19 protein-coding genes and 1 pseudogene are annotated in these 23,926 nt (G+C 58.4%); 15 read left to right on the forward strand and 5 right to left on the reverse strand.

Annotation, left to right across the window (positions count from 1 at the left end; all coding sequences use genetic code 11):
* The first annotated feature begins 16 nt into the window (after positions 1 to 16).
* Together ACF8PE_RS02635 and ACF8PE_RS02640 are read left to right on the forward strand one after the other, a co-directional pair.
* Positions 17 to 655 carry a DUF1007 family protein gene (locus tag ACF8PE_RS02635; protein ID WP_032613138.1) on the forward strand — a complete coding sequence of 213 codons (639 nt, stop codon included), beginning with the start codon at positions 17 to 19 and terminating at the stop codon, positions 653 to 655.
* On the forward strand, positions 646 to 1,611 hold the full coding sequence (locus ACF8PE_RS02640) for a nickel/cobalt transporter (RefSeq protein WP_392494516.1): 966 nt from the start codon (positions 646 to 648) through the stop codon (positions 1,609 to 1,611). The genes ACF8PE_RS02635 and ACF8PE_RS02640 overlap by 10 nt, the downstream gene beginning before the upstream one ends.
* A 100-nt stretch (positions 1,612 to 1,711) precedes the next feature.
* Here ACF8PE_RS02640 and suhB read toward each other — a convergent pair whose 3' ends face one another.
* Positions 1,712 to 2,518: an inositol-1-monophosphatase gene (gene suhB, locus ACF8PE_RS02645; RefSeq protein ID WP_098946264.1), complete on the reverse strand. Its 807-nt coding sequence runs from the start codon at positions 2,516 to 2,518 to the stop codon at positions 1,712 to 1,714.
* 126 nt (positions 2,519 to 2,644) lie between these two features.
* Here suhB and trmJ point away from each other — a divergent pair, with 126 nt between their 5' ends.
* The 11 genes from trmJ (at position 2,645) to sseB (ending at position 11,664) form a co-directional block, all read left to right on the forward strand.
* The gene (gene trmJ / locus ACF8PE_RS02650) at positions 2,645 to 3,373 is read left to right on the forward strand and encodes a tRNA (cytosine(32)/uridine(32)-2'-O)-methyltransferase TrmJ (RefSeq protein WP_059307397.1); all 729 of its coding nucleotides are present in this window, start codon (positions 2,645 to 2,647) and stop codon (positions 3,371 to 3,373) included.
* A gap of 234 nt (positions 3,374 to 3,607) precedes the next feature.
* The gene (gene iscR, locus ACF8PE_RS02655) at positions 3,608 to 4,099 is read left to right on the forward strand and encodes a Fe-S cluster assembly transcriptional regulator IscR (RefSeq protein ID WP_032613130.1); all 492 of its coding nucleotides are present in this window, start codon (positions 3,608 to 3,610) and stop codon (positions 4,097 to 4,099) included.
* Positions 4,100 to 4,281: 182 nt separating this feature from the next.
* A complete protein-coding gene (locus ACF8PE_RS02660) occupies positions 4,282 to 5,496 on the forward strand; it encodes an IscS subfamily cysteine desulfurase (RefSeq protein WP_032613128.1) in 1,215 nt (404 codons plus the stop codon).
* Positions 5,497 to 5,519: 23 nt separating this feature from the next.
* Positions 5,520 to 5,906, forward strand: a complete 387-nt coding sequence (iscU, locus tag ACF8PE_RS02665; protein WP_032613127.1) for a Fe-S cluster assembly scaffold IscU — start codon at positions 5,520 to 5,522, stop codon at positions 5,904 to 5,906.
* A gap of 15 nt (positions 5,907 to 5,921) precedes the next feature.
* Positions 5,922 to 6,245: an iron-sulfur cluster assembly protein IscA gene (gene iscA / locus ACF8PE_RS02670; protein ID WP_032613125.1), complete on the forward strand. Its 324-nt coding sequence runs from the start codon at positions 5,922 to 5,924 to the stop codon at positions 6,243 to 6,245.
* A 77-nt stretch (positions 6,246 to 6,322) separates the two neighbouring features.
* On the forward strand, positions 6,323 to 6,838 hold the full coding sequence (gene hscB / locus ACF8PE_RS02675; RefSeq protein WP_032613123.1) for a co-chaperone HscB: 516 nt from the start codon (positions 6,323 to 6,325) through the stop codon (positions 6,836 to 6,838).
* Positions 6,839 to 6,852: 14 nt separating this feature from the next.
* Positions 6,853 to 8,703, forward strand: a complete 1,851-nt coding sequence (gene hscA / locus ACF8PE_RS02680; RefSeq protein WP_032613121.1) for a Fe-S protein assembly chaperone HscA — start codon at positions 6,853 to 6,855, stop codon at positions 8,701 to 8,703.
* A 1-nt stretch (position 8,704) separates the two neighbouring features.
* On the forward strand, positions 8,705 to 9,040 hold the full coding sequence (fdx, locus tag ACF8PE_RS02685) for an ISC system 2Fe-2S type ferredoxin (RefSeq protein ID WP_032613120.1): 336 nt from the start codon (positions 8,705 to 8,707) through the stop codon (positions 9,038 to 9,040).
* Between the two features lies 1 nt (position 9,041).
* Positions 9,042 to 9,242, forward strand: a complete 201-nt coding sequence (iscX, locus tag ACF8PE_RS02690; RefSeq protein WP_032613119.1) for a Fe-S cluster assembly protein IscX — start codon at positions 9,042 to 9,044, stop codon at positions 9,240 to 9,242.
* A gap of 247 nt (positions 9,243 to 9,489) precedes the next feature.
* Complete coding sequence (gene pepB / locus ACF8PE_RS02695) at positions 9,490 to 10,776, forward strand: aminopeptidase PepB (protein ID WP_130588404.1); 1,287 nt, start codon at positions 9,490 to 9,492, stop codon at positions 10,774 to 10,776.
* A 111-nt stretch (positions 10,777 to 10,887) separates the two neighbouring features.
* Positions 10,888 to 11,664, forward strand: coding sequence for an enhanced serine sensitivity protein SseB (sseB, locus tag ACF8PE_RS02700; RefSeq protein WP_032613116.1), 777 nt, complete (start codon positions 10,888 to 10,890; stop codon positions 11,662 to 11,664).
* A 19-nt stretch (positions 11,665 to 11,683) separates the two neighbouring features.
* Here the strand turns inward: sseB and ACF8PE_RS02705 are convergent, their stop codons facing one another.
* From ACF8PE_RS02705 to ACF8PE_RS02720, 4 genes and pseudogenes are all read right to left on the reverse strand, one after another.
* The gene (locus tag ACF8PE_RS02705) at positions 11,684 to 12,454 is read right to left on the reverse strand and encodes a MurR/RpiR family transcriptional regulator (protein ID WP_077226719.1); all 771 of its coding nucleotides are present in this window, start codon (positions 12,452 to 12,454) and stop codon (positions 11,684 to 11,686) included.
* Positions 12,454 to 13,299, reverse strand: a complete 846-nt coding sequence (sseA, locus tag ACF8PE_RS02710; RefSeq protein ID WP_059309079.1) for a 3-mercaptopyruvate sulfurtransferase — start codon at positions 13,297 to 13,299, stop codon at positions 12,454 to 12,456. The genes ACF8PE_RS02705 and sseA overlap by 1 nt, the downstream gene beginning before the upstream one ends.
* 99 nt (positions 13,300 to 13,398) lie before the next feature.
* Positions 13,399 to 14,757, reverse strand: a pseudogene (locus ACF8PE_RS02715) (6-phospho-alpha-glucosidase); the annotation flags it as partial.
* An 11-nt stretch (positions 14,758 to 14,768) separates the two neighbouring features.
* Positions 14,769 to 16,313, reverse strand: coding sequence for a PTS transporter subunit EIIC (locus ACF8PE_RS02720; RefSeq protein WP_032613111.1), 1,545 nt, complete (start codon positions 16,311 to 16,313; stop codon positions 14,769 to 14,771).
* A 285-nt stretch (positions 16,314 to 16,598) separates the two neighbouring features.
* Here ACF8PE_RS02720 and ACF8PE_RS02725 point away from each other — a divergent pair, with 285 nt between their 5' ends.
* Together ACF8PE_RS02725 and pbpC are read left to right on the forward strand one after the other, a co-directional pair.
* A complete protein-coding gene (locus ACF8PE_RS02725) occupies positions 16,599 to 21,560 on the forward strand; it encodes an alpha-2-macroglobulin (RefSeq protein WP_392494521.1) in 4,962 nt (1,653 codons plus the stop codon).
* Complete coding sequence (gene pbpC, locus ACF8PE_RS02730) at positions 21,547 to 23,886, forward strand: peptidoglycan glycosyltransferase PbpC (RefSeq protein WP_392494522.1); 2,340 nt, start codon at positions 21,547 to 21,549, stop codon at positions 23,884 to 23,886. The genes ACF8PE_RS02725 and pbpC overlap by 14 nt, the downstream gene beginning before the upstream one ends.
* Positions 23,887 to 23,926: the final 40 nt, after the last annotated feature.

Consider the following 23,926-nt stretch of genomic DNA (forward strand, 5'->3'; position numbering starts at 1 on the left):
TTGACGTGAGGATGAGATGCAAATAGTTAAACGCAGCGCAACAACGCTTTTTTTAGCGGTTTTATCTTTTGCTGCCGCCGCGCACCCTCACAGCTTTATCACCCTGAAAACGCAAATAATGGTGAAAGACAACCAGCTTACCGGGCTGAAGATGCGCTGGGCGATGGATGAACTTACCTCCGCCGATCTGCTTTACGATGCCGGAAACGCAAAGCCAGGGGATGAAATCTGGAAAAAGCTGGCGGCAGAGGTGATGGCCAACGTGCTCGGCCAACACTACTTTACCGAGTTCTGGCATAACGGCGAGAAGGTGAAATTCCTCAACCGGCCCACCCAGTACGGTATGACTCGTCATGAGCATCAGGCGGTGCTGACCTTTATTTTGCCGCTGGCGGAGCCTCAGCCGCTGGCCGGGCAAAAATACACCTTCTCTACCTTCGACCCCTCCTACTACGTCGACATGAGCTACGCCGAGGATGACGATGTGACCCTGCCGGAGGCCGTGCAAAAAAGCTGTTCCGTCAGCGTGGAGACCCCGGAGCCGAGCGATGAGACGCTCAACTTTGCCAGTTCGCTGGATAAAGACGATGCCCCGCCGGAAGACATGGATCTCGGTAAACAGTTTGCCCAGACGGTGAGGTTGCAATGTCAGTAGTTCGCGCGCGCCGCATGTGGGATCTCTGGCCGCTGGCACTGTTTCTGGTGGCGGCGGTATCAGGGGCCGTCTGGCTGTGGCAGGCGTGGCCGCAGGTGATGCGGCAGAGCATTCTCTGGCAGCGGGACGTCAATCAGCAGATGAGCGGCTTGCTGAAAGCGGTGGCCGACAATCCGACGGCGGCGGGCGGGTCGCTGCTGATTTTCAGCTTTTTATACGGCGTGCTGCACGCCCTGGGACCGGGCCATGGGAAAATCGTCATTACCACCTGGCTTGCCACTCATCCTTCAAAACTGAAATCGAGTATTGGCATAACCCTGGCCTCCTCTTTATTACAGGGGAGCGTGGCGATCGCATTGGTCGTGGGCGTGTTAACGCTGCTGCAGCTTCCGGCGCGGGATCTGCATATGAGCAGCTTCTGGCTGGAGAAGGGGAGCTATGCCCTGGTGGGCGTGCTGGGGCTGATGCTCTGCTGGCGGGCGTTAAAAAAGCTGCGCATCTTGCTGCGTAAACCCACCTTCAAAGCGTTTACGCCGCATCATGTCCATGACGCACACTGCGGCTGCGGCCATCAACATCTGCCCGGTCCGACGCAGATCCAGCGCGCTAACGACTGGCGTGCACGGACGATGATCGTTCTGTCGATGGGCATGCGGCCCTGCTCCGGGGCGATTATGGTGCTGTTGTTCAGTAAAGTGATTGGCGTGTTCAGTTGGGGCGTGGCCTCGGCGCTGGCGATGGCGGCGGGAACGGGGCTGACGATCTCTTCTCTGGCGTTGCTGGTACACGGTTTTCGTCAACTGGCGGTCAGACTCAGCGGCAATAAAGCGCCGGTACTGTGGCGTCAGATTGGGTGGACTACGCTGGCCTTAGCCGGTGGGGTGGTGTTGCTGGTCGCGGCGGTGATGATGTGGATCAGTGCGGTGCCGGTGGGCAGAGGGATGCGGCCGTTTTAATGAGGTGAGGGCTGATGCCCTCACATTGCCCCCTTCCACGTTAAGAGGGGAGGGCGTAGGCCCGAATCGCTGCGCGCCATCCGGGCAAGACAAACAGGAATTAACGCTTCAGCGCTTCACTCAGTTCGTCACGCATGTTCGCCAGCATCGCTTTCACAACGCGTGGGTTACCTGCAACGATGTTGCCGGACAGCATGTAGTTGTGGCCGCCAGTGAAATCACACACCAGGGCACCTGCTTCACGGGCGATCAGTTCGCCAGCAGCGAAGTCCCATGGCTTCAGGCCAATTTCAAAGTAACCATCAACGCGGCCAGCGGCAACGTAGGCCAGGTCCAGCGCAGCGGAACCGGAGCGACGGAAGTCAGCGCACTCGGTAAACAGTTTGCCCAGAATTTTCATGTAAGCAGGTGCGTGCTGTTTGGCTTTGAACGGGAAACCGGTCGCCAGTATGGTGCCGTCAAGATCGCGAGCGTTGGTGCCGCGCAGACGGTAGCCATTCAGCTGTGCGCCCTGACCACGGGTCGCGGTGAAGAGTTCGTTACGCATTGGATCGTAAACCACTGCGACTTCAGTACGGCCTTTGATGCGTACGGCGATAGAAACAGAGAAGTGTGGCAGACGTTTAACGAAGTTGGTGGTGCCATCCAGTGGATCAATAACCCATTGAACATCCTGATCTTCGCCTGCATGCTCACCGCTTTCTTCGGTGATGATGGTGTGCTGCGGGTAAGATTTGCGAATGGTTTCGATAATCATCGCTTCTGCGGCTTTATCGACGTTGGTCACAAAATCATTGCTGCCTTTCTGGCTGGTTTCTACGGAATCTGGAGTTTCGTAGTGTTTGGCAATTACATTACCCGCCTTGCGCGCTGCGCGCACGGCGATGGTCAACATAGGATGTTGCATCGGTTACTCTCACTGGATGTTAAAGAACGGGGGATACGAAAACGGCGCAGAGTATAGCAGCGGGATCGGATTCTGTCTCTCGTTTATGATAACATCACCAAATATTGTTCATATCTCAGAAAAACTATGCTGCAAAATATCCGAATCGTGCTGGTCGAAACATCGCATACCGGCAATATGGGCTCCGTGGCCCGTGCTATGAAAACCATGGGCTTAACCAATCTCTGGCTGGTTAACCCGCTGGTCAAACCTGACTCACAGGCCATCGCGCTCGCCGCGGGTGCCAGTGACGTCATTGGCAATGCGCAAATTGTCGATACCCTTGATGAAGCCCTGGCTGGCTGTAGCCTGGTGGTCGGCACCAGCGCGCGTTCGCGCACCCTGCCGTGGCCGATGCTCGATCCGCGTGAATGCGGGCTGAAAAGCATTGCCGAAGGTCAGCATGCGCCGGTGGCGCTGGTGTTTGGCCGTGAGCGCGTGGGTCTGACGAACGATGAACTGCAGAAGTGCCATTATCATGTCGCCATTGCCGCTAACCCGGAGTACAGCTCGCTGAACCTGGCGATGGCCGTGCAGGTGATCGCCTACGAAGTGCGGATGGCGTGGCTGGCCACCCAGGAAAAAGAGACGTACGCTGCACCGGAAGAGACGCCGTACCCGCTGGTGGACGATCTGGAGCGTTTCTATGGTCATCTGGAGCAGACCCTGCTCGCCACCGGCTTTATTCGCGCTGGCCATCCAGGGCAGGTGATGAACCGACTGCGCCGCCTCTTTACCCGTGCTCGCCCGGAAAGCCAGGAGCTGAACATCCTGCGTGGTATTCTGGCGTCGATTGAGCAAAAGAATAAAGAGTAAGGCTGATGTCCGGCGGCGCTGCGTTTGTTCGGGCCAACGGATCGTTTGACCGGGTAAGCGAAGCGTTACCCGGCAAAAACTCATGAGCGCACAGAAGGTTAAATACCTGACTAAAACAGTCAAGTAAATAGTTGACCAAATTAGTCGGGAATGTCAGACTTGGCCCTGCTATGCAATACCCCCACTTTACAATAAAAATCCCCGGGCAGGGGCGAGTTTGAGGTTAAGTAAGACATGAGACTGACATCTAAAGGGCGTTATGCCGTGACCGCGATGCTGGACGTTGCGCTCAACTCCGAATCGGGCCCGGTTCCATTGGCTGATATTTCTGAACGTCAGGGAATCTCCCTCTCTTATCTGGAACAGCTTTTCTCCCGACTGCGTAAAAACGGCCTGGTTTCCAGCGTTCGCGGTCCTGGCGGCGGATATCTGTTAGGTAAAGACGCGGGCAGTATTGCCGTTGGCGAAGTCATTAGCGCGGTTGATGAATCCGTTGACGCGACCCGTTGCCAGGGTAAAGGCGGCTGTCAGGGCGGCGATAAATGCCTGACTCACGCGCTGTGGCGTGATCTGAGCGACCGTCTGACCGGCTTCCTGAATAACATCACCATTGGTGAACTGGTTAACAACCAGGAAGTGCTGGACGTCTCTGGTCGTCAGCACTCGCACGAGTCCCATCGTAATACCCGCGCGCAGGACGCAATCGACGTCAAATTACGCGCCTAATTTGCCCGTTATATTTCGTGCAGTAACTGCGGTGGCCGCACGTGCTGCAACATGAACTATGTAGGGCAAAAATAATAAGATTTCAGAATCAGGCCGGGGCATCGCGCCCCGTGTACTCGGTCGTACATCCAGCCGGTTGCCTGATTCCTTGCATTGAAGCGATGTACGGAGTTTAAAGAGCAATGAAATTACCTATCTATCTCGATTACTCCGCAACCACGCCGGTGGACCCGCGTGTTGCCGAGAAAATGATGCAGTGTCTGACCCTGGACGGAAACTTTGGTAACCCGGCCTCCCGTTCACACCGTTTTGGCTGGCATGCTGAAGAGGCGGTAGATATCGCCCGTAATCAGATTGCCGAGCTGGTTGGCGCTGACCCGCGTGAGATTGTTTTCACCTCCGGTGCGACCGAATCCGATAACCTGGCGATCAAAGGTGCAGCCAATTTCTATCAGAAAAAAGGCAAGCACATCATCACCAGCAAAACCGAACACAAAGCCGTGCTGGACACCTGTCGTCAGCTCGAGCGTGAAGGGTTTGAAGTGACTTACCTGGCGCCTCAGCGCAACGGTATCATCGACCTGAAAGAGCTTGAAGCGGCAATGCGTGATGACACCATTCTGGTCTCCATCATGCACGTTAACAACGAAATCGGCGTGGTGCAGGATATCGCCACTATCGGCGAGCTGTGCCGTGCACGCGGTATCATCTACCACGTTGATGCGACCCAGAGCGTGGGCAAACTGCCTATCGACCTGAGCCAGCTGAAAGTAGACCTGATGTCCTTCTCCGGCCACAAAATCTATGGCCCGAAAGGCATTGGCGCGCTGTATGTGCGTCGTAAGCCACGTATCCGTATCGAATCCCAGATGCACGGCGGCGGTCACGAGCGCGGTATGCGTTCCGGTACGCTGCCTGTTCACCAGATCGTGGGTATGGGTGAAGCCTACCGTATCGCCAAAGAAGAGATGGAAACCGAGATGGCGCGCCTGCGTACGCTGCGCAACCGTCTGTGGGAAGGCGTGAAAGATATGGAAGAGGTCTACCTGAACGGCGATCTCGAGCAGGGCGCACCGAACATTCTGAACGTCAGCTTCAACTATGTTGAAGGCGAGTCGCTGATCATGGCCCTGAAAGATCTGGCCGTCTCTTCCGGTTCTGCGTGTACTTCCGCAAGCCTCGAGCCGTCCTACGTGCTGCGCGCACTGGGCATGACCGACGAACTGGCACACAGCTCTATCCGTTTCTCTTTAGGTCGTTTTACTACCGATGAAGAGATTGACTACACCATCAAACTGGTTCGCAACTCCATTGGCCGTCTGCGTGACCTTTCTCCACTGTGGGAAATGTTCAAAGAAGGCGTGGATCTGAACAGCATTGAATGGTCACATCACTAATCGGTTTGTAAGGAGAATTCAACATGGCATACAGCGAAAAAGTTATCGATCATTACGAGAATCCACGTAACGTGGGTTCTTTCGACAACAGCGACGACAGCGTGGGCAGCGGCATGGTGGGTGCACCGGCCTGTGGCGACGTGATGAAGTTGCAGATTAAAGTCAACAATGAAGGTATCATTGAAGACGCGCGCTTTAAGACCTACGGTTGCGGTTCCGCAATCGCCTCCAGCTCCCTGGTCACCGAGTGGGTGAAGGGTAAATCTCTGGACGAAGCGCAGGCAATTAAAAATACCGATATTGCTGACGAACTCGAACTGCCGCCGGTGAAAATTCACTGCTCTATCCTGGCGGAAGATGCGATTAAAGCCGCAATTGCGGATTACAAAAGCAAACGTGACGCAAAATAATTAGTTGAGGTTGTTATGTCGATTACCCTTAGCGACAGCGCTGCCGCGCGAGTAAGCTCCTTCCTGGCAAACCGTGGCAAAGGCTTCGGCCTGCGACTGGGTGTACGCACCTCCGGCTGTTCCGGTATGGCGTATGTACTGGAATTTGTTGACGAACCTGCGGTGGACGATACCGTATTCGAAGACAAAGGCGTGAAGGTAGTGGTCGATGGTAAAAGCCTGCAGTTCCTGAATGGCACTCAGCTGGACTTTGTAAAAGAAGGCCTGAACGAAGGGTTTAAATTCACTAACCCGAACGTTAAAGACGAGTGCGGCTGCGGCGAAAGCTTCCACGTTTAATTGCGTATCACCTGCTAACCCCACCGCAGCCAGGCTGTGTGTGGGGTTTGCTTTAATCAGCTAACCCTGAGATTGTTATGGATTACTTCACCCTCTTTGGGTTACCAGCCGGGTATGAAATTGATACTCAGGCGCTGGCGGCCCGTTTCCAGGATCTGCAACGTCAGTATCATCCGGATAAATTCGCCAGCGGCACGCAGGCGGAACAACTGGCGGCGGTGCAGCACTCTGCGACCATCAATCAGGCGTGGCAAACCCTGCGCAATCCGCTGAGCCGGGCAGAATATCTGCTCTCGCGCCACGGTTTTGATCTCGCCAGTGAGCAACACACCGTTCGCGACACCGCCTTCCTGATGGAACAGCTGGAACTGCGCGAAGAGCTGGATGAGATCGAACAGGCGAAAGACGAAGCCCGTCTTGAGCGCTTTATTACGCGCGTTAAAGGCATGTTCGATACCCGCCATCAGCAGATGGTTGACCAATTGAATAACGAGACGTGGGACGTAGCGGCCGACACTGTGCGCAAGCTGCGTTTTCTCGATAAACTGCGAAGCAGTGCTGAACAACTCGAAGAAAAGCTGCTCGATTTTTAATTTCGGAAGCAATTATGGCCTTATTACAAATTAGTGAGCCGGGCTTAAGTGCCGCGCCGCACCAGCGTCGTCTGGCGGTAGGCATCGACTTAGGCACCACCAACTCGCTGGTAGCGACCGTACGCAGCGGCCAGGCTGAGACGCTGGCGGATGCGCACGGCCAACACCTGCTGCCATCTGTGGTCCACTATCAGCCCCAGGGCCACAGCGTGGGCTATGACGCCCGTGCCAACGCGGCACAAGATCCGGCCAACACCATCAGTTCGGTAAAACGCATGATGGGCCGCTCGCTGGCTGACATCCAGAGCCGTTACCCGCATCTGCCGTATCAGCTGCAGGCCAGTGAAAACGGCCTGCCGATGATCGCCACCACCGCCGGTCTGTTAAATCCGATCCGTGTTTCCGCCGATATCCTCAAGGCGCTGGCCGCCCGCGCGACCGCGACGCTGGAAGGTGAGCTGGATGGCGTAGTGATCACCGTTCCGGCCTATTTCGATGACGCTCAGCGTCAGGGCACCAAAGACGCGGCGCGTCTGGCGGGCCTCCACGTGCTGCGCCTGCTCAATGAGCCGACCGCTGCTGCCATTGCCTACGGCCTCGACTCCGGTCAGGAAGGGGTGATTGCGGTTTACGATCTCGGCGGCGGCACCTTTGATATCTCTATCCTGCGCCTGAGCCGCGGCGTGTTTGAAGTGCTGGCCACCGGCGGGGATTCCGCGCTGGGTGGGGATGACTTCGACCACCTGCTGGCGGACTACATTCGCGAGCAGGCGGGGATTACCGATCGCAGCGATGCGCGCGTACAGCGTGAACTGCTGGATGCGGCGATCGACGCCAAAATTGCGCTGAGCGATGCGCAGACGGTTACCGTAAATGTTGCTGGCTGGCAGGGTGAAATTACCCGCGACCAGTTCAGCGATCTGATTGCCCCGCTGGTGAAACGCACTCTGCTGGCCTGCCGTCGCGCGCTGAAAGATGCGGGCGTCGAGGCAGAAGAGGTGCTGGACGTGGTTATGGTCGGCGGTTCGACCCGCGTGCCGCTGGTGCGCGAGCGTGTGGGCGAATTCTTTGGCCGCACGCCGCTTACCTCCATCGACCCGGACAAAGTGGTTGCCGTAGGCGCCGCAATCCAGGCTGATATCCTGGTCGGCAACAAGCCGGACAGCGAAATGCTGCTGCTGGACGTGATCCCGCTGTCCCTTGGTTTAGAAACCATGGGTGGTCTGGTGGAGAAAGTGATCCCGCGTAACACCACCATTCCGGTGGCGCGCGCACAGGAGTTCACCACCTTTAAAGACGGCCAGACGGCGATGTCGATCCACGTGTTGCAGGGCGAGCGCGAGCTGGTCCAGGACTGTCGTTCACTGGCGCGTTTTGCGCTGCGCGGCATTCCGGCGCTGCCTGCGGGTGGGGCGCATATCCGCGTGACCTTCCAGGTGGATGCCGACGGCCTGCTGAGCGTCACGGCGATGGAAAAATCGACCGGTGTCGAATCCTCCATTCAGGTGAAGCCGTCCTACGGTCTGACCGATGGCGAAATCGCCACCATGATTCAGGACTCAATGAGCTACGCCGAGCAGGATGTGAAGGCGCGTATGCTGGCCGAACAGAAAGTCGAAGCCGCACGCGTGCTGGAAAGCCTGAATAGCGCACTCACTGCTGATGCCGCGCTGCTAAGCGCCGCTGAACGTCAGGCCATTGACGATGCCGTCGCGCAACTGGGCGCGGTCGCAGAAGGCAATGACGCTGACGCTATAGAACAAGCCATTAAAAACGTTGATAAACAAACCCAGGAGTTCGCCGCTCGCCGTATGGATCAGTCAGTCCGTACCGCGCTGAAAGGCCACTCCGTGGACGAGGTTTAATATGCCAAAGATTGTTTTTTTGCCACATGCGGACCTTTGTCCCGATGGCGCCGTTCTGGAAGCTGAGACTGGCGAAACTATCCTTAACGTTGCCCTGCGTCACGGCATCGAAGTGGAACACGCCTGTGAAAAATCCTGTGCCTGCACGACTTGCCACTGCATCGTTCGCGAGGGGTTTGACTCCCTGGCGGAGAGCACAGAAGATGAAGACGACATGCTCGATAAAGCATGGGGTCTGGAGCCGGAAAGCCGTCTGAGTTGTCAGGCGCGCGTCACCGATGAAGATCTGGTGGTCGAACTTCCGCGTTATACTCTCAACCACGCACGCGAGCATTAATATGGGACTGAAGTGGACAGACAGCCGTGAAATCGGCGAGGCGCTGTATGACGCCAACCCGGATCTCGATCCGAAGACCGTACGCTTCACCGATATGCATCAGTGGATTTGCGATCTGGAAGAGTTTGACGACGATCCCAACGCATCCAATGAAAAAATTCTGGAGGCGATTCTGTTAGTCTGGTTAGATGAAGCAGAATAATTTCCACGTCATGCTTCACGTTGCCGATGCGTTGGCTGCGCTTGTTCACCCCAGTCACAGAGTTATCTCTGCTCCTGGGGATTCACTCGCTTGCCGCGTTACTCGGCCTGCGCCTCGCCCCTTCGGGGCCAGCGCAAGCGCTGTTCAAAACGCCAGAGCGTTTTGTCCCGCAACGCGAATCATTTAGTGGAAAGAGACTCTATGGGCTGCCTTCAGGCGGCCCGTTTGCTAATAAGGATAAATAAAAATGACCGAAGCGATGAAGATTACGCTCTCTACTCAGCCAGCCGATGCGCGCTGGGGTGAAAAAGCGACTTACAGCATCAATAATGACGGCATTACCCTGCACCTTAACGGCAGCGACGATTTAGGTCTGATTCAGCGCGCGGCCCGTAAAATCGACGGTCTGGGTATCAAGCACGTTACCCTCGATGGCGAAGGCTGGGATGTGGATCGCAGCTGGGCATTTTCGTCGGGCTACAAAGGCCCAAAAGGTACCCGCAAAATTGAGTGGGCTAACCTTGACGCGGCAGCGCAAAAAGAGCTGACCAGCCGTCTCACCATTATTGACTGGGTGCGCGACACCATCAACGCCCCGGCGGAAGAGTTAGGCCCGGAACAGCTGGCGCAGCGTGCGGTGGATCTGCTGAACAAAGTGGCAGGCGATAACGTCTCTTACCGCATCACCAAAGGTGAAGATCTGCGCGAGCAGAACTATATGGGCATTCACACCGTCGGTCGCGGCTCTGAGCGCCCACCGGTTCTGCTGGCCCTGGATTACAACCCAACCGGCGATAAAGCGGCCCCTGTCTTCGCCTGCCTGGTCGGGAAAGGCATCACCTTCGATACCGGCGGTTACAGCCTGAAGCAGAGCGCGTTCATGGACTCGATGAAGTCCGATATGGGCGGCGCGGCTACCATTACCGGCGCACTGGCCTTTGCCATCACCCGTGGTCTGAACAAGCGCGTGAAGCTATATCTGTGCTGCGCCGACAACATGGTGAGCGGTAACGCCTTTAAGCTGGGCGACATCATCCGCTACCGCAACGGCAAAAACGTCGAAGTGATGAACACCGACGCCGAAGGCCGTCTGGTGCTGGCCGATGGCCTGATTGACGCCTGTGCGCAGAAACCGGAGCTGATCATCGATATGGCGACCCTGACCGGGGCCGCGAAAACCGCGCTGGGCAACGATTATCACGCGCTGTTCAGCTTCGACGACAAGCTGGCGAACCGCCTGCTGGCAAGTGCTGCCGCCGAGAACGAGCCGTTCTGGCGTCTGCCGCTGGCTGAGTTCCACCGCAACCAGTTGCCGTCAAACTTTGCCGAACTGAATAACACCGCCAGCGCGGCTTACCCGGCAGGCGCAAGCACCGCCGCCGGTTTCCTGTCGCACTTCGTTGAAAACTATCGCGAAGGCTGGCTGCACATCGACTGCTCCGCGACCTACCGTAAAGCAGCGGTCGAGCAGTGGTCTGCCGGCGCTACCGGTCTGGGCGTACGTACCATTGCGAACCTGCTGACGGCTGAGTAACTTTTTCCCCCTCAACCCAGCCCTCTCCCTGTAGGGGAGAGGGTGTCCATATTCCCTCTTGCCTCTGGAAGAGGGTTTGGGTGAGGGGCAAATGCACCATCTGGAACTTTTATGTCAGAAACCAAAAACGAATTAGAAACTCTGCTGGAGAAAGCGGCCACCGAGCCAGCCCATCGTCCGGCCTTTTTCCGCACGCTGCTGGAGTCCACCGTCTGGGTGCCCGGCACCGCCGCGGAAGGTGAGCAGGTTGTTGAGGACAGCGCGCTGGATCTGCTGCACTGGGAAAAAGATGACGGCACTTCGGTGATCCCGTTCTTCTCCTCGCTGGCGGCCTTGCAGGAAGCAGTGGAAGATGAGCAGGCGTTCGTGGTGATGCCGGTACGCACGCTGTTTGAGATGACGCTGGGCGAAACCCTGTTCCTGAACGCCAAACTGCCGACCGGAAAAGAGTTCACCCCGCGTGAAATCAGTCATCTGATTGGCGAGGAGGGCAACCCGCTAAGTACCCAGGAGGTGCTGGAGGGGGGTGAGTCGCTGCTGCTGTCGGAAGTGGCTGAGCCACCGGCGCAGATGATTGATTCCCTGACCACCCTTTTCCAAACCATCAAACCCGTCAAACGCGCGTTTCTCTGCTCAATTAAAGAGCAGGCTGACGAACAGCCGGTGTTGCTGATTGGCATCGAGGCGGATGGTGAGATCGACGATATCATTCAGGCCGCGGGCAGCGTCGCGACTGACACCCTGCCGGGCGACGAGCCGATCGATATCTGCCGGGTAGTCAAAGGGGAGAAGGGCATTAGCCACTTTATCACCGAACACATCACGCCGTTCTACGAACGCCGCTGGGGTGGCTTCCTGCGCGATTTTAAAAACAACCGTATTATCTGAATCCTTGCGGGGTGAGCACTCACCCCGTTGCTTCCAGCAGCAGTAAATCCATCAGCAGCACCAGGTTCGACTCAAACGACGTCACCCCAGCGGCTTCGGCGGCGAAATGCACCGCTTCGTCGTACAAGGCAAAATGCAGATCCGCCATCCCCGCCAGAGTATTCGCTGAGGCGCGGGTAAAGGCCACTACCGTCATCCCCACGTTCTGCGCGATACGCGCCTTATCCAGCACCTGCTCTGTTTCCCCACTGCGCGAGACTGCGATGAAGACTTGATAGCGCGAGGCATTACTGAGGAAAATATTGCGGCTGTCGCCCGGACCAGAGATAAACGCCGTCTTGCCCAGTACCTGCAGTTTTTTGGTCAGGTACTCGGCAAAAAGATAGGAAAAGCCCGCGCCATAGAGAAAGAAGCTCTCTTTTTCCCGCAGCAGTTCAGCAAAGCGGCGACGTTTTTCCGGCGTCGCCCACTGAAAGGTCTGCTGGTAGTTGGCGATGAACTGATTAAACAGCACCGGTAATTCTGCCGTCTGGCTGGCTTCAGCCGCAATGTGCGGCGTATCGCTCAACAGCTGCTTGCAGTGCCAGGTGAACTCGCTGAAACCGCTGAACCCCAGTTTACGGCACAGGCGCATGATGGTGGCGGTGGAGACGAACGTGGCCTGCGCCAGCTCCCGCACCCGGATGTGGCCCACCAGCAGCGGATGCTCGGTGAGGTGGGCCAGCACGCGATACTCTGCGCGGGTCAGAGACTCCCCGCGCGTTAACAATGTCGCGAGACGGTTATCCATTACTGTGACGGTTCAACCGGCAGATCGTCCCGCGCACCCCATTCACTCCACGCACCGTCATACAGCGTGACGTCGGTTTTGCCGAGGGTCGCCAGCGCCAGAATGACCACACAGGCGGTGACGCCGGAGCCACAGCTGGCGACGATCGGCTGATGCAGATCCACACCCTGACGCGAGAAAATCTCACGCAGCTCGTCGGTGGTTTTCAGCTCACCTTCAAACACCAGATCGCCCCAGGGCACATTAAGCGCGCCGGGGATATGGCCGCGCTTGAGGCCTGGCCGCGGTTCGTCGGCCTCGGCGTTGAAGCGCGGGGCAGGGCGGGCATCGACAATCTGTGCGGTCTGCTCGTGGCTTGCCAGCAGCACGTCGGTAACACGCTTGATCGCCCCGGCGTCGAAGCTGGCTTCAAAATCGCCGTCTGGCAGGGAGACGTCGCCCTGCTGAAGCGGTAACTCAGCCCGCTGCCAGCCGGCAAGACCGCCCGCCAGAATCGACACCTTTTCGACGCCAAAGGTTTTCAGCATCCACCAGGCGCGTGGGGCAGAGAAGAGATTCCCTTCATCGTAAATAACCAGATGCTTATCATGGCTGACGCCCAGTTCGCGCATGGCTACGGCAAAGGCTTCCGGGCGCGGCATCATATGCGGCAGGGGAGAGGTGTGATCGGAGAGGGCTTCAATATCAAAAAATACCGCCCCTGGCAGATGCCCGGCGCGGTATTCCGCGGGAACGTCACGATGCTCCTGGCCTGGCGGCGCCATGCGCGCGTCGAGGATCTGGACTTCAGGGTCATCACTGTGCTCAATCAGCCAGTCGGCTGCGACAAAATACGAGGTGGACATGGTTGCCTCCATTAATGAATCCATTGATGGATTGTCGGTGTTTTTTCTGACACCGACAAGCGGACCACGTTCAACTCGCGAGCAAGCCCTTATTTTTTTCACTGCTTCCCCATCCTGCCACGCTTTTTGCAGCGCCGGCCAGTACGCCTGGTTGGCTTCAATCATCTCATCCAGAATCGCTTTGGCATGCTCCATCGTCGGCACGGTGCGGTTGAGGGTAAACGCCTGCAATGCTTTTTCGTAACTGCCTTCGATGGTGGCTTCGACCAGTAACTGCTCCGAGGCCAGCTGCTGTTGCAGCAGGGTCTGGTGGAACAGCGGCACCCGGCCAATGCGGATCGGCTCTGGTCCCTCGCTGGTGATATACGCGGGCACCTCGACCATCGCGTCATACGGCAGGTTGACGATCGCCCCCCGGTTTTCCACCATCACCAGATGGCGCTGACGCAGGTTAAACGCCAGTGAGCGGGCCACATCCACAATAAACTCGCCATGAACGCCCACATGGAACGCATCCGGCAGGATCCCGGTCTGTTTATACTCCTCGGCGGCGGCAAACAGTTTTTTCTCGCGACCGTTCATCACTTCGTTGGCGCGGGTATAGTCCGGGTTCTGGTGCTCCACAATCTGATTCGGCATCAGGTAGTACTGCAGATACGGGTTCGGCAGATACTCAGGGAAGTTATCCATGATCGGCTTAATGTTGCGCCAGGTTTTCACCCACGACGGATCCGAGTGCTGCGGGTCGGTTTTGGCTGCATCTTCGGTCAGCAGGCCAAATTTGGCGACATGGCGGCGCACCTCCGGCAATTTATCCTCGCCATCCACCAGTATCCGGGTAAACCAGCCGAAGTGGTTCAGGCCAAAGTAATCCACCTCGAGCTTGTGGCGATCCACACCCAGAATAGCCCCTATGTTACGCATGGCTGCGACCGGCATATCGCAAATATTCAGCACCCGGGCCTCTGGCCGCAGGCGGCGCACACCCTCGGCGACGATGGCCGCCGGGTTAGAGTAGTTAACGATCCACGCTTTTTCGTGAGCATAACGATCAACCATGTCGATCAGCTCAACCATTGGCAGGATGGTGCGCAAACCGTACGCCAGCCCGCCCGGGCCGCAGGTCTCCTGGCCGACAACGCCGTGACGCAGGGGGATCTTCTCATCCTGCTCGCGCATTTTGTACTGACCGACACGCATCTGGGCGAAGACGAAATGGGCACCGCTAAAGGCCACTTCCGGGTCGCTGGTGACGATAAATTTAATGCTCTGACTGTGATCGCGAATCACCTTCTCCACCACAGGCGCGATGGTGTTTTGCCGCGCGTCATCAATGTCGTAGAGGCGAATTTCCGCCAGCGGGAATTTGTCCAGCTGCACCATCAGGCTTTTCACAATCCCTGGCGTATAGGTGCTGCCACCACCGGCGATAGAGAGAATAAATGGGGGTGTAATCATGTTTATCTCCTTCAGAGAACCGTCTCGACCGCTTCTCGCATTTTTTTGACATGCAGCCCGTAGACCACCTGAACGTTATTACCTTGCTTGATAATGCCTTTCGCGCCCGTCGCCTTGAGCCGCGGCTCGTCAATGATGGCGACATCTTTCACCGTGACGCGCAGGCGGGTGTAGCAGTTGTCCACCACTTCAATGTTTTCGCGGCCGCCGAGGCCAACGATAATCGCCTCGCCCAGTCCATCATTACTGCCTTTCGCCTGGTACTCCTGCTTGCTGTACAGACGGGTCTCCTGATCCTCTTCTTCACGCCCGGGGGTCTTCATGCGGAAATGCAGGATCAGGAAGCGGAAGACCACGAAGTACAGAACGAACATGATCAGCCCGACCAGGATGTACATCGGCCAGTTGGATTTTTCAGTGCCCAGCGGCAGGTTATAAAGAATGAAATCGATAATGCCGTTGGCCCCGATGGCGTGAACACCCAGCAGATAAAAGAGCATCATGCCGATCCCGGTCAGCACCGCGTGCACCACAAACAGCAGCGGGGCGACGAACAGGAAAGAGAATTCAATGGGCTCGGTCACGCCGACCAGCAGAGAGGTGAGCGCCGCCGGGATCAGAATCGCTTTCGCCGCGGCTTTACGCTCCGGTTTCGCCGTCATGTACATCGCCAGCGCGGCGGCAGGCAGGCCAAACATTTTACTGATACCGCGGGCATCCCACACCACGGTGCTGCTGAGCTGCTTCACCTCCGGGCAGGCCATCTCGGCAAAGTAGATATTACGTGCGCCCTGATAGGTTGCGCCGCAGACCTCCTGGGTACCGCCCAGTTCGGTGTAAAGGAACGGGGTATAGACCAGATGGTGCAGGCCGGTCGGCACCAGGATGCGCTCAAGGAAGCCGTAAATCGCCACGCCAAACGCCCCGGAACCTTTAATGGCTAAGGCCATGGCGCTTATCCCGTTCTGGGCAAACGGCCACAGCTCGCTCATCACCACGCCCAGTAGCATAGAGACCGGCAGCATAATAATGGCGACGAAGCAGTGCCCCGAGTAGATGGCCATCGCGCCGTTAAACTGCACCCCGGAATATTTGTTATAGAGGTAGCCCGACAGCGCCCCGGTGAGGATCCCGGCAAACACGCCCATCTCCAGCACCTGTACGCCCAGCACCATGCTTTGTCCGGCCGCTTTCATCTGATCCGCAGGGGCCAGCGCGCCCTGTAAATTCAGGGTCACGTTCATGGCATTAATAAACACCACAAAGGTCACCAGGCCAATCAGCGCCGCGTAACCTTTATCTCGCGACGCCAGACCAATGGGGATCCCCACGGCAAACACCAGCGCCAGGTTCACCAGCACCGAGACGGCAGATTTTGATATCAGCTGGCCGATACTCTGGATCAGCGGATGGCCCAGGAACGGCAGATACCCGGCAAGAGCACCGTTACCCAGTACGTTACCAAAGGCGATGAACAGACCGACAATAGGCAGGATGAGTACCGGTCCGTACAGCGATTTACCGAAATTTTGTAGGGCGTTCACGGCTCGTTTCATGTCTTTCTCTCTTATTGAACCGCGCACTCAGGGTGCGTCATAGCGTTAAAATTAGCAGGGTAAACGCGGAGTTAGCCAGCTATCTCGTTGTTTTAAAAACAAATGACGTTAAAGGTTACATGTAACCTTACAGGCTGTGATCGCCGTAGCAGCGGGATATCATCTGGCACCAAAATTTTGCGAGGCGTTATCCAAATCCGAAAACGGGTCTTTTGTATTAATGAAACTTGCGCATAATACTTAACCCGACGACGACCAACAGGCCCGCAAGGCCAGGGATAAAGGATGAAACCGTTTCGCCTTGCCGCGCTTTCAGTAGCGCTGCTTACCACCATCACGCTTGTCGGTTGCGATGAAAAGGACGATAAGACCCGTTCTGTCGCACCTGCCACTGCGACCGCTTCCACCTCTACCGCTGCTGCTGCACCTGCAAAGCCTGACAACGCCACGCTGGAGAAGCTGGCGGCGCAAAGCGCGGGCAAAGCGTTGACCCTTCTGGATGCGTCAGAAATCCAGCTGGACGGTGCCGCCGCGCTGGTGCTCACCTTCTCTGTGCCGCTGGATCCCAGCCAGGATTTCGGTCGCACGGTGCATGTGGTGGACAAAAAAAGCGGCAAGGTTGACGGGGCATGGGAGCTGGCGCCAAACCTGAAAGAGCTACGCCTGCGTCATCTGGAACCGAACCGCGAGCTGCTGGTCACCGTCGAGCGCGACCTGCTGGCGCTGAACAAAAACACCTTTGGCAGCGAGGTCGAAAAAGCGATCACCACCCGTGATATCGAACCGAGCGTCGGGTTCGCCAGCCGCGGCTCGCTGCTGCCGGGTAAGGTGGTGGAAGGGCTGCCGGTGATGGCGCTGAACGTCAACAACGTTGATGTGAATTTCTATCGCGTCAAACCTGAGTCACTGGCCGCCTTTGTCAGCCAGTGGGAATACCGCAACTCCCTCACCAACTGGGAATCCGACAACCTGCTGAAGATGGCGGAGCTGGTCTACACCGGCCGTTTTGACCTTAACCCGGCCCGCAATACCCGTGAAAAACTCCTGCTGCCGCTGGCGGATATCAAGCCGTTACAGCAGGCGGGGGTCTATATCGCAGTGATGAATCAGGCCGGGCATTACAACTACAGTAACGCCGCGACCCTCTTTACCCTCAGCGATATTGGGCTTTCCGCCCACCGCTACCATAACCGTCTGGATATCTTTACCCAGAGCCTGGAGAACGGCGCGACACAGTCGGCTGTTGAGGTACTGCTGCTCAACAATAAAGGGCAGACCCTGGCACAGGCCACCAGCAACGCTGATGGCCATGCGATGCTGCAAACGGACAAAGAGGCCGCGCTGCTTCTCGCCCGCAAAGAGGGGCAGACCACCCTGTTGGATCTCACCCTTCCGGCGCTGGATCTGGCGGAGTTTGCTATCTCCGGCGCGCCCGGCTTTAGCAAGCAGTTCTTTATGTTTGGCCCGCGGGATCTCTATCGCCCGGGTGAAACGGTGATCCTCAACGGTCTGCTGCGCGACAGCGACGGCAAACCGCTCCCTGACCAGCCGGTGAAGCTGGAAGTGCTACGCCCGGACGGGCAGGTGGCGCGCACGGTGGTCAGCCAGCCCGCAAACGGTCTTTACCGCTTTGACTACCCGCTTGAGAGCGGCGCGCAAACCGGGATGTGGCATGTTCGCGCCAGTACGGGTGACAGCCAACATCAGATGTGGGATTTCCACGTCGAAGACTTTATGCCAGAGCGCATGGCGCTCAATATTGCCGGGCAAAAAGTGCCGGTATCCCCGGAGGATCCTGTTGCGTTCAATGTCACGGGTTATTACCTCTACGGTGCACCCGCCAACGGCAACAGCCTGCAAGGACAGCTCTTCCTGCGTCCCTTGCGGGAAGCCGTGGCCGCACTGCCGGGCTTCCAGTTCGGGGATATTGCCGAAGAGAACCTGAGCCGCAGTCTTGATGAAGTGCACCTGACCCTCGATGACCAGGGACGCGGACAGGTAAGCAGCGACAGCCAGTGGAAAGAGACTCACTCCCCGCTGCAGGTTGTTTTGCAGGCCAGCCTGCTGGAGTCCGGCGGGCGTCCGGTCACACGGCGCGCTGAGCAGGCCGTCTGGCCCGCAAGTACCCTGCCGGGCATCCGTCCGCAGTTCGCCAGCAAAGCGGTCTATGACTATCGCACCGATACCACCGTCAATCAGCCGATTGTCGAGGAGAACAGCCAGGCCGGGTTTGATATCGTTTACGCCGATGCCAGTGGCGCAAAAAAAGCGGTCTCTGGCTTGCAGGTGCGCCTGATCCGCGAGCGGCGCGACTACTCATGGAACTGGTCCGAGAGTGACGGCTGGCAGTCTCAGTTTGATCAAAAAGACCTGAACGAGGGCGAGCAGGTGCTGGATCTGGCCGCCGACGAGACCGGAAAAGTGAGCTTCCCGGTAGAGTGGGGTTCCTATCGTCTGGAGGTGAAAGCCCCGGATGAAGCGGTCAGCAGTGTGCGCTTCTGGGCAGGTTACAGCTGGCAGGACAACAGTGACGGCACCGGGGCGGCCCGCCCGGACCGGGTGACGATGAAGCTGGACAAACCGACCTATCGCCCTGGCGATACGATTAAACTGCATATCGCTGCCCCGGCGGCAGGGAAAGGCTATGCAATGATCGAATCCAGCGAAGGGCCGTTGTGGTGGAAGGAGATTGACGTGCCGGCCGAGGGGCTGGATATGACCATCCCGGTGGATAAAGCCTGGATACGTCACGATCTCTATCTCTCCACGCTGGTGGTGCGCCCTGGCGATAAATCCAAATCAGCTACGCCAAAACGGGCGGTGGGCCTGTTGCATCTGCCGATGGGCGATGAGAGCCGCCGCCTGGGCATTACGCTGGATAATCCACAAAAAATGCGCCCGAACCAGACGCTGGCGGTCAAGGTGAAGGCCAGCGTCAAAGAGGGGGCGACCCCACAAAAAATCAATGTGTTGGTTTCGGCGGTGGACAGTGGCGTACTGAACATAACCGATTATGTCACTCCCGATCCCTGGCAGGCGTTCTTTGGTCAGAAGCGCTATGGCGCAGACATTTACGATATCTATGGCCAGGTCATTGAAGGCCAGGGACGCCTGGCGTCACTGCGCTTTGGTGGCGATGGCGATGAACTTAAGCGTGGCGGCAAACCGCCGGTAAATCATGTCACCATCATCGCCCAGCAGGCGCAGCCGGTAGAACTGGATGCCAACGGCGAGGGGACCGTTTCGCTACCGATTGGTGACTTTAACGGCGAACTGCGTCTGATGGCTCAGGCCTGGACGGATGATGACTTTGGCAGCAGTGAAAGCAAAGTTGTGGTTGCCGCCCCTGTGATTACCGAACTGAATACCCCGCGCTTTCTCGCCAGCGGCGATAACGCCAGGCTGACGCTGGATCTGACCAACCTCACTGATAAACCGCAGACCCTTAACGTGGCGTTGACCGCAGGCGGCAATCTGGCCCTGGAAGCGCCCCAGCCGCAGCCGGTGCAGCTGGCGGCGGGTGAACGCTCAACGCTGTTTATTCCGGTGCGAGCGCTGGATGGCTTTGGCGACGGCGAAATCGCCGCCCAGGTGAGCGGGCTGACGCTGCCGGGCGAAACCTTTGCCCCGCAACAGAAAAGCTGGAAAATTGGCGTGCGTCCGGCGTTCCCGGCACAGACGGTCAACAGCGGTACGATGCTCAAGCCGGGTGAAAGCTGGCACGCACCGGAACAGCACCTCGCTGATTTCTCACCGGTGACATTACAGGGGCAGCTTTTGCTCAGCGGCAAGCCGCCGCTCAATCTGGCCCGCTATATTCGTGAGCTGCAGGCCTATCCGTATGGCTGTCTGGAGCAGACTGCCAGCGGCCTGTTCCCGTCGCTCTATACCAATGCCGCCCAACTGAGCGCGCTGGGTATTAAGGGCGACAGCGACGAGAAGCGCCGCGCGGCCATTGAGATCGGCATCTCTCGTCTGCTGCAGATGCAGCGTAACGACGGCGGTTTTGCCCTCTGGGATAAAAACGGTCCAGAAGAGTACTGGCTCACCGCCTACGTCACCGATTTCCTGGTACGTGCGGGCGAGCAGGGTTACAGCGTACCGGTTGACGCCATCAACAATGCCAACAGCCGTCTGCTGCGCTACCTGCAGGATCCGGGCATGATGGCGGTTCGCTACAGCGAGGATACTCAGGCCAGCAAATTCGCCATCCAGGCCTATGCCGCGCTGGTGCTGGCACGCCAGCAGAAAGCGCCTCTCGGAGCATTGCGCGAAATTTGGGAGCGTCGAGCGCAAGCAAAATCGGGCCTGCCGCTAATGCAACTGGGACTGGCGCTGAAGCTGATGGGGGATGCGCCGCGCAGCCAGCAGGCGTTGGATCTGGCAATCAAAACGCCGCGCAGCGAGACGCAGGCCTGGATGGCCGATTACGGTAGCCCGCTGCGTGATAACGCAATGATGCTCAGTCTGCTGGAAGAGTACAACTTGCTGCCAGATGCGCAGAACACGCTGTTGAACGCGCTCTCTCAGCAGGCGTTCAGCCAGCGCTGGCTCTCGACTCAGGAGAGCAACGCCCTGTTCCTGGCGGGTCGTTCCCTCCAGACGCTGGCGGGTGACTGGCAGGCGACCACCACCCCTGGCGGGGAGGGGATGCGCGGTAATAAGCCGCAGGTGCAAAACCTGAATGCCGATCAACTCGCTGCCCTGCAGGTGACTAATACCGGCACTGCGCCGCTGTGGGTGCGTCTGGACAGCAGCGGCTATCCGCAATCGGCACCGCAACCTACAGCTAATGTGCTGAAAATTGAACGTCAGTTCCTGGCCACCGACGGCAGCAGTAAATCGCTCTCTTCTTTGAAAAGCGGTGAACTGGTGCTGGTCTGGCTGGAAGTTACCGCCTCGCAGAATGTGCCGGATGCGCTGGTGGTCGATTTACTGCCCGCTGGCCTGGAGCTGGAAAACCAGAACCTCGCCAGCAGCAGTGCCAGCCTGCAGGAGAGCGGGAGTGAAGTGCAAAACCTGCTCAACCAAATGCAACAGGCCGATATTCAGCATATGGAGTTCCGGGACGATCGCTTTGTGGCCGCCGTGCCGGTGAATGAATACCAGCCAGTGACGCTGGTCTATCTGGCACGCGCCGTCACGCCGGGGACCTATACGGTGCCTGTACCGCTGGTGGAATCAATGTACGTGCCGCAGTGGCGGGCAACAGGTGCGGCCAGCGGCCCGCTGATTGTCGTCCCGTAACGTGCGGTATCGGAAATGGCTACGCTCCCGCTGGCTGTGGCTGGTGGGGGCGTTACTTCTGTTGTGGGCTGGCGTCATCGCAGCCGATCGCCTGTGGCCGCTGCCGCTGCACGAGGTCAACCCTGCCCGGGTGGTGGTGGATGAAAACGGCACTCCGCTGTGGCGGTTTGCCGATCGCGACGGTATCTGGCGCTATCCGGTCACTATCGAAGAGGTCTCGCCGCGCTATCTTGAGGCCCTAATCCAGTATGAAGATCGCTGGTTCTGGGATCATCCGGGCATAAACCCGTTCTCGGTGTTGCGTGCCGCCTGGCAGGATCTTACCGCCGGTAAGGTCATATCGGGCGGAAGTACGCTGACTATGCAGGTGGCGCGCCTGCTGGATCCCCATTCCCGCACGATGGGCGGCAAGGTCCGTCAGCTATGGCGCGCGCTCCAGCTGGAGTGGCACCTCTCCAAACGTGAAATCCTGACCCTCTATCTGAACCGTGCGCCTTTTGGCGGCACGCTACAGGGAGTGGGGGCCGCCAGTTGGGCCTACCTGGGAAAAGCGCCTACGCAGCTGAGCTACTCCGAAGCCGCGCTGCTTGCTGTTCTGCCGCAGGCTCCGAGCCGCTTGCGCCCGGACCGCTGGCCGCAGCGTGCCGAGGCGGCACGTAATAAAGTCCTCAAACGTATGGCCTCGCAGGGCGTCTGGCCTGCGCAGCAGGTAACAGAGTCGCAGGAAGAGCCGGTATGGCTGGCTCCCCGGCAGATGCCACAGCTGGCACCGCTGTTCTCGCGCATGATGCTTGGCAAAAGCCGTGACACCAAAGTGGTGACAACCCTCGACGCCACACTCCAGCGCCAACTGGAGGAGCTGGCGCTGAACTGGAAATCTCGTTTGCCGCCCCGCAGTTCGCTGGCGATGATCGTAATCGATCACAGCGATATGAAGGTGCGCGGCTGGGTGGGATCGGTTGACATCAACGACGACAGCCGTTTCAGCCATGTCGATATGATCTCGGCGATCCGATCCCCGGGATCGGTGCTCAAGCCCTTTGTCTATGGTCTGGCGATGGACGACGGGCTGATCCACCCGGCCTCGCTGCTGCAGGATGTTCCGCGCCGCACCGGCGATTATCGCCCTGGCAATTTTGACAGCGGTTTTCACGGCCCGATCAGCATGAGCGAGGCGCTGGTGCGATCCCTGAACCTGCCCGCCGTACAGGTACTGGAAGCCTACGGGCCGAAGAAGTTTGCCGGGATGCTGCGCAACGCCGGATTACCGCTGCTGCTTCCGGCGGGCGCTCAGCCGAACCTGTCCCTGATCCTGGGCGGTGCCGGGGCGCGTCTGGAAGATATCGCTGCCGCATACAGCGCCTTTGCCCGTAAGGGGCGGGCAGGGAAACTGCGCCTGCAACCGGACGATCCGCTGTTGGAGCGGCCTCTGCTCTCGCCTGGCGCGGCATGGATCATCCGCCGCATTCTGGCCAACGAGGCGCAGCCGCTGCCGGACAGCGCCCTGGCTCAGGTGGTGCCCCTGGCAGTGAAAACCGGTACCAGCTATGGCTATCGCGATGCCTGGGCGATAGGGCTGAATGCACGCTACGTGATCGGGATCTGGACCGGCAGACCGGACGGCACACCGGTGGCCGGGCAATTTGGTTTTGCCAGCGCGGTGCCGGTGCTAAATCAGGTTAATAACCTGCTTCAATCGCGCTCGGCGCTGGATGAGGCGCGCCTGCCGCGGGATCCGCGCCCGGCCTCGGTGAGCCGCGGCGTCATTTGCTGGCCGGGGGGGCAGTCTCTGCCTGAAGGAGACAGCAACTGTCGTCGCCGCCTCTCAACCTGGCTGCTGGAGGGGAGTCAGCCTCCGACGCTGTTGCTGCCGGAGCAGGAGGGCATCCGCGGTATTCGTTTTCCTGTCTGGCTGGATAACAGCGGTCAACGCGTGGCGGCAGACTGCCCGCAGGCGCGACAACACACGCTGGACGTCTGGCCGCTGCCGCTGGAGCCGTGGCTGCCGCAGGCGGAACGGCGGGCTGCGCGCATTCCGGCGGCATCAACCGCCTGCCCACCGCTCGGCCAGGCCTTCCCGGCGCCGCTCATCCTCTCAGGCATACGCCAGGGGGCGGTGATTAAGCGCGTGCCCGGTGAGGCGCGCGTGTCGTTGCCCCTGCTGGCCAGTGGAAGCGAGGGGGCGCGCTGGTGGTTCCTCAATGGTGAACTGCTGAATGTGAGGGGGCGGGCGTATACATTGCATCTTGAAAATACAGGGGATTACCAGCTGCTGGTGATGGATGAGGCAGGGCAGGTAGCCACCGTCGATTTTACATTGCAGTAAATAAAATAGGGTTTAGCCACGATCTGTTGTTAAAACTCGT

Origin of the sequence: Leclercia sp. GLN_9, from assembly GCF_043105735.1 — a bacterium.
GTDB classification, from domain to species: Bacteria; Pseudomonadota; Gammaproteobacteria; order Enterobacterales; family Enterobacteriaceae; genus Enterobacter; species Enterobacter adecarboxylatus.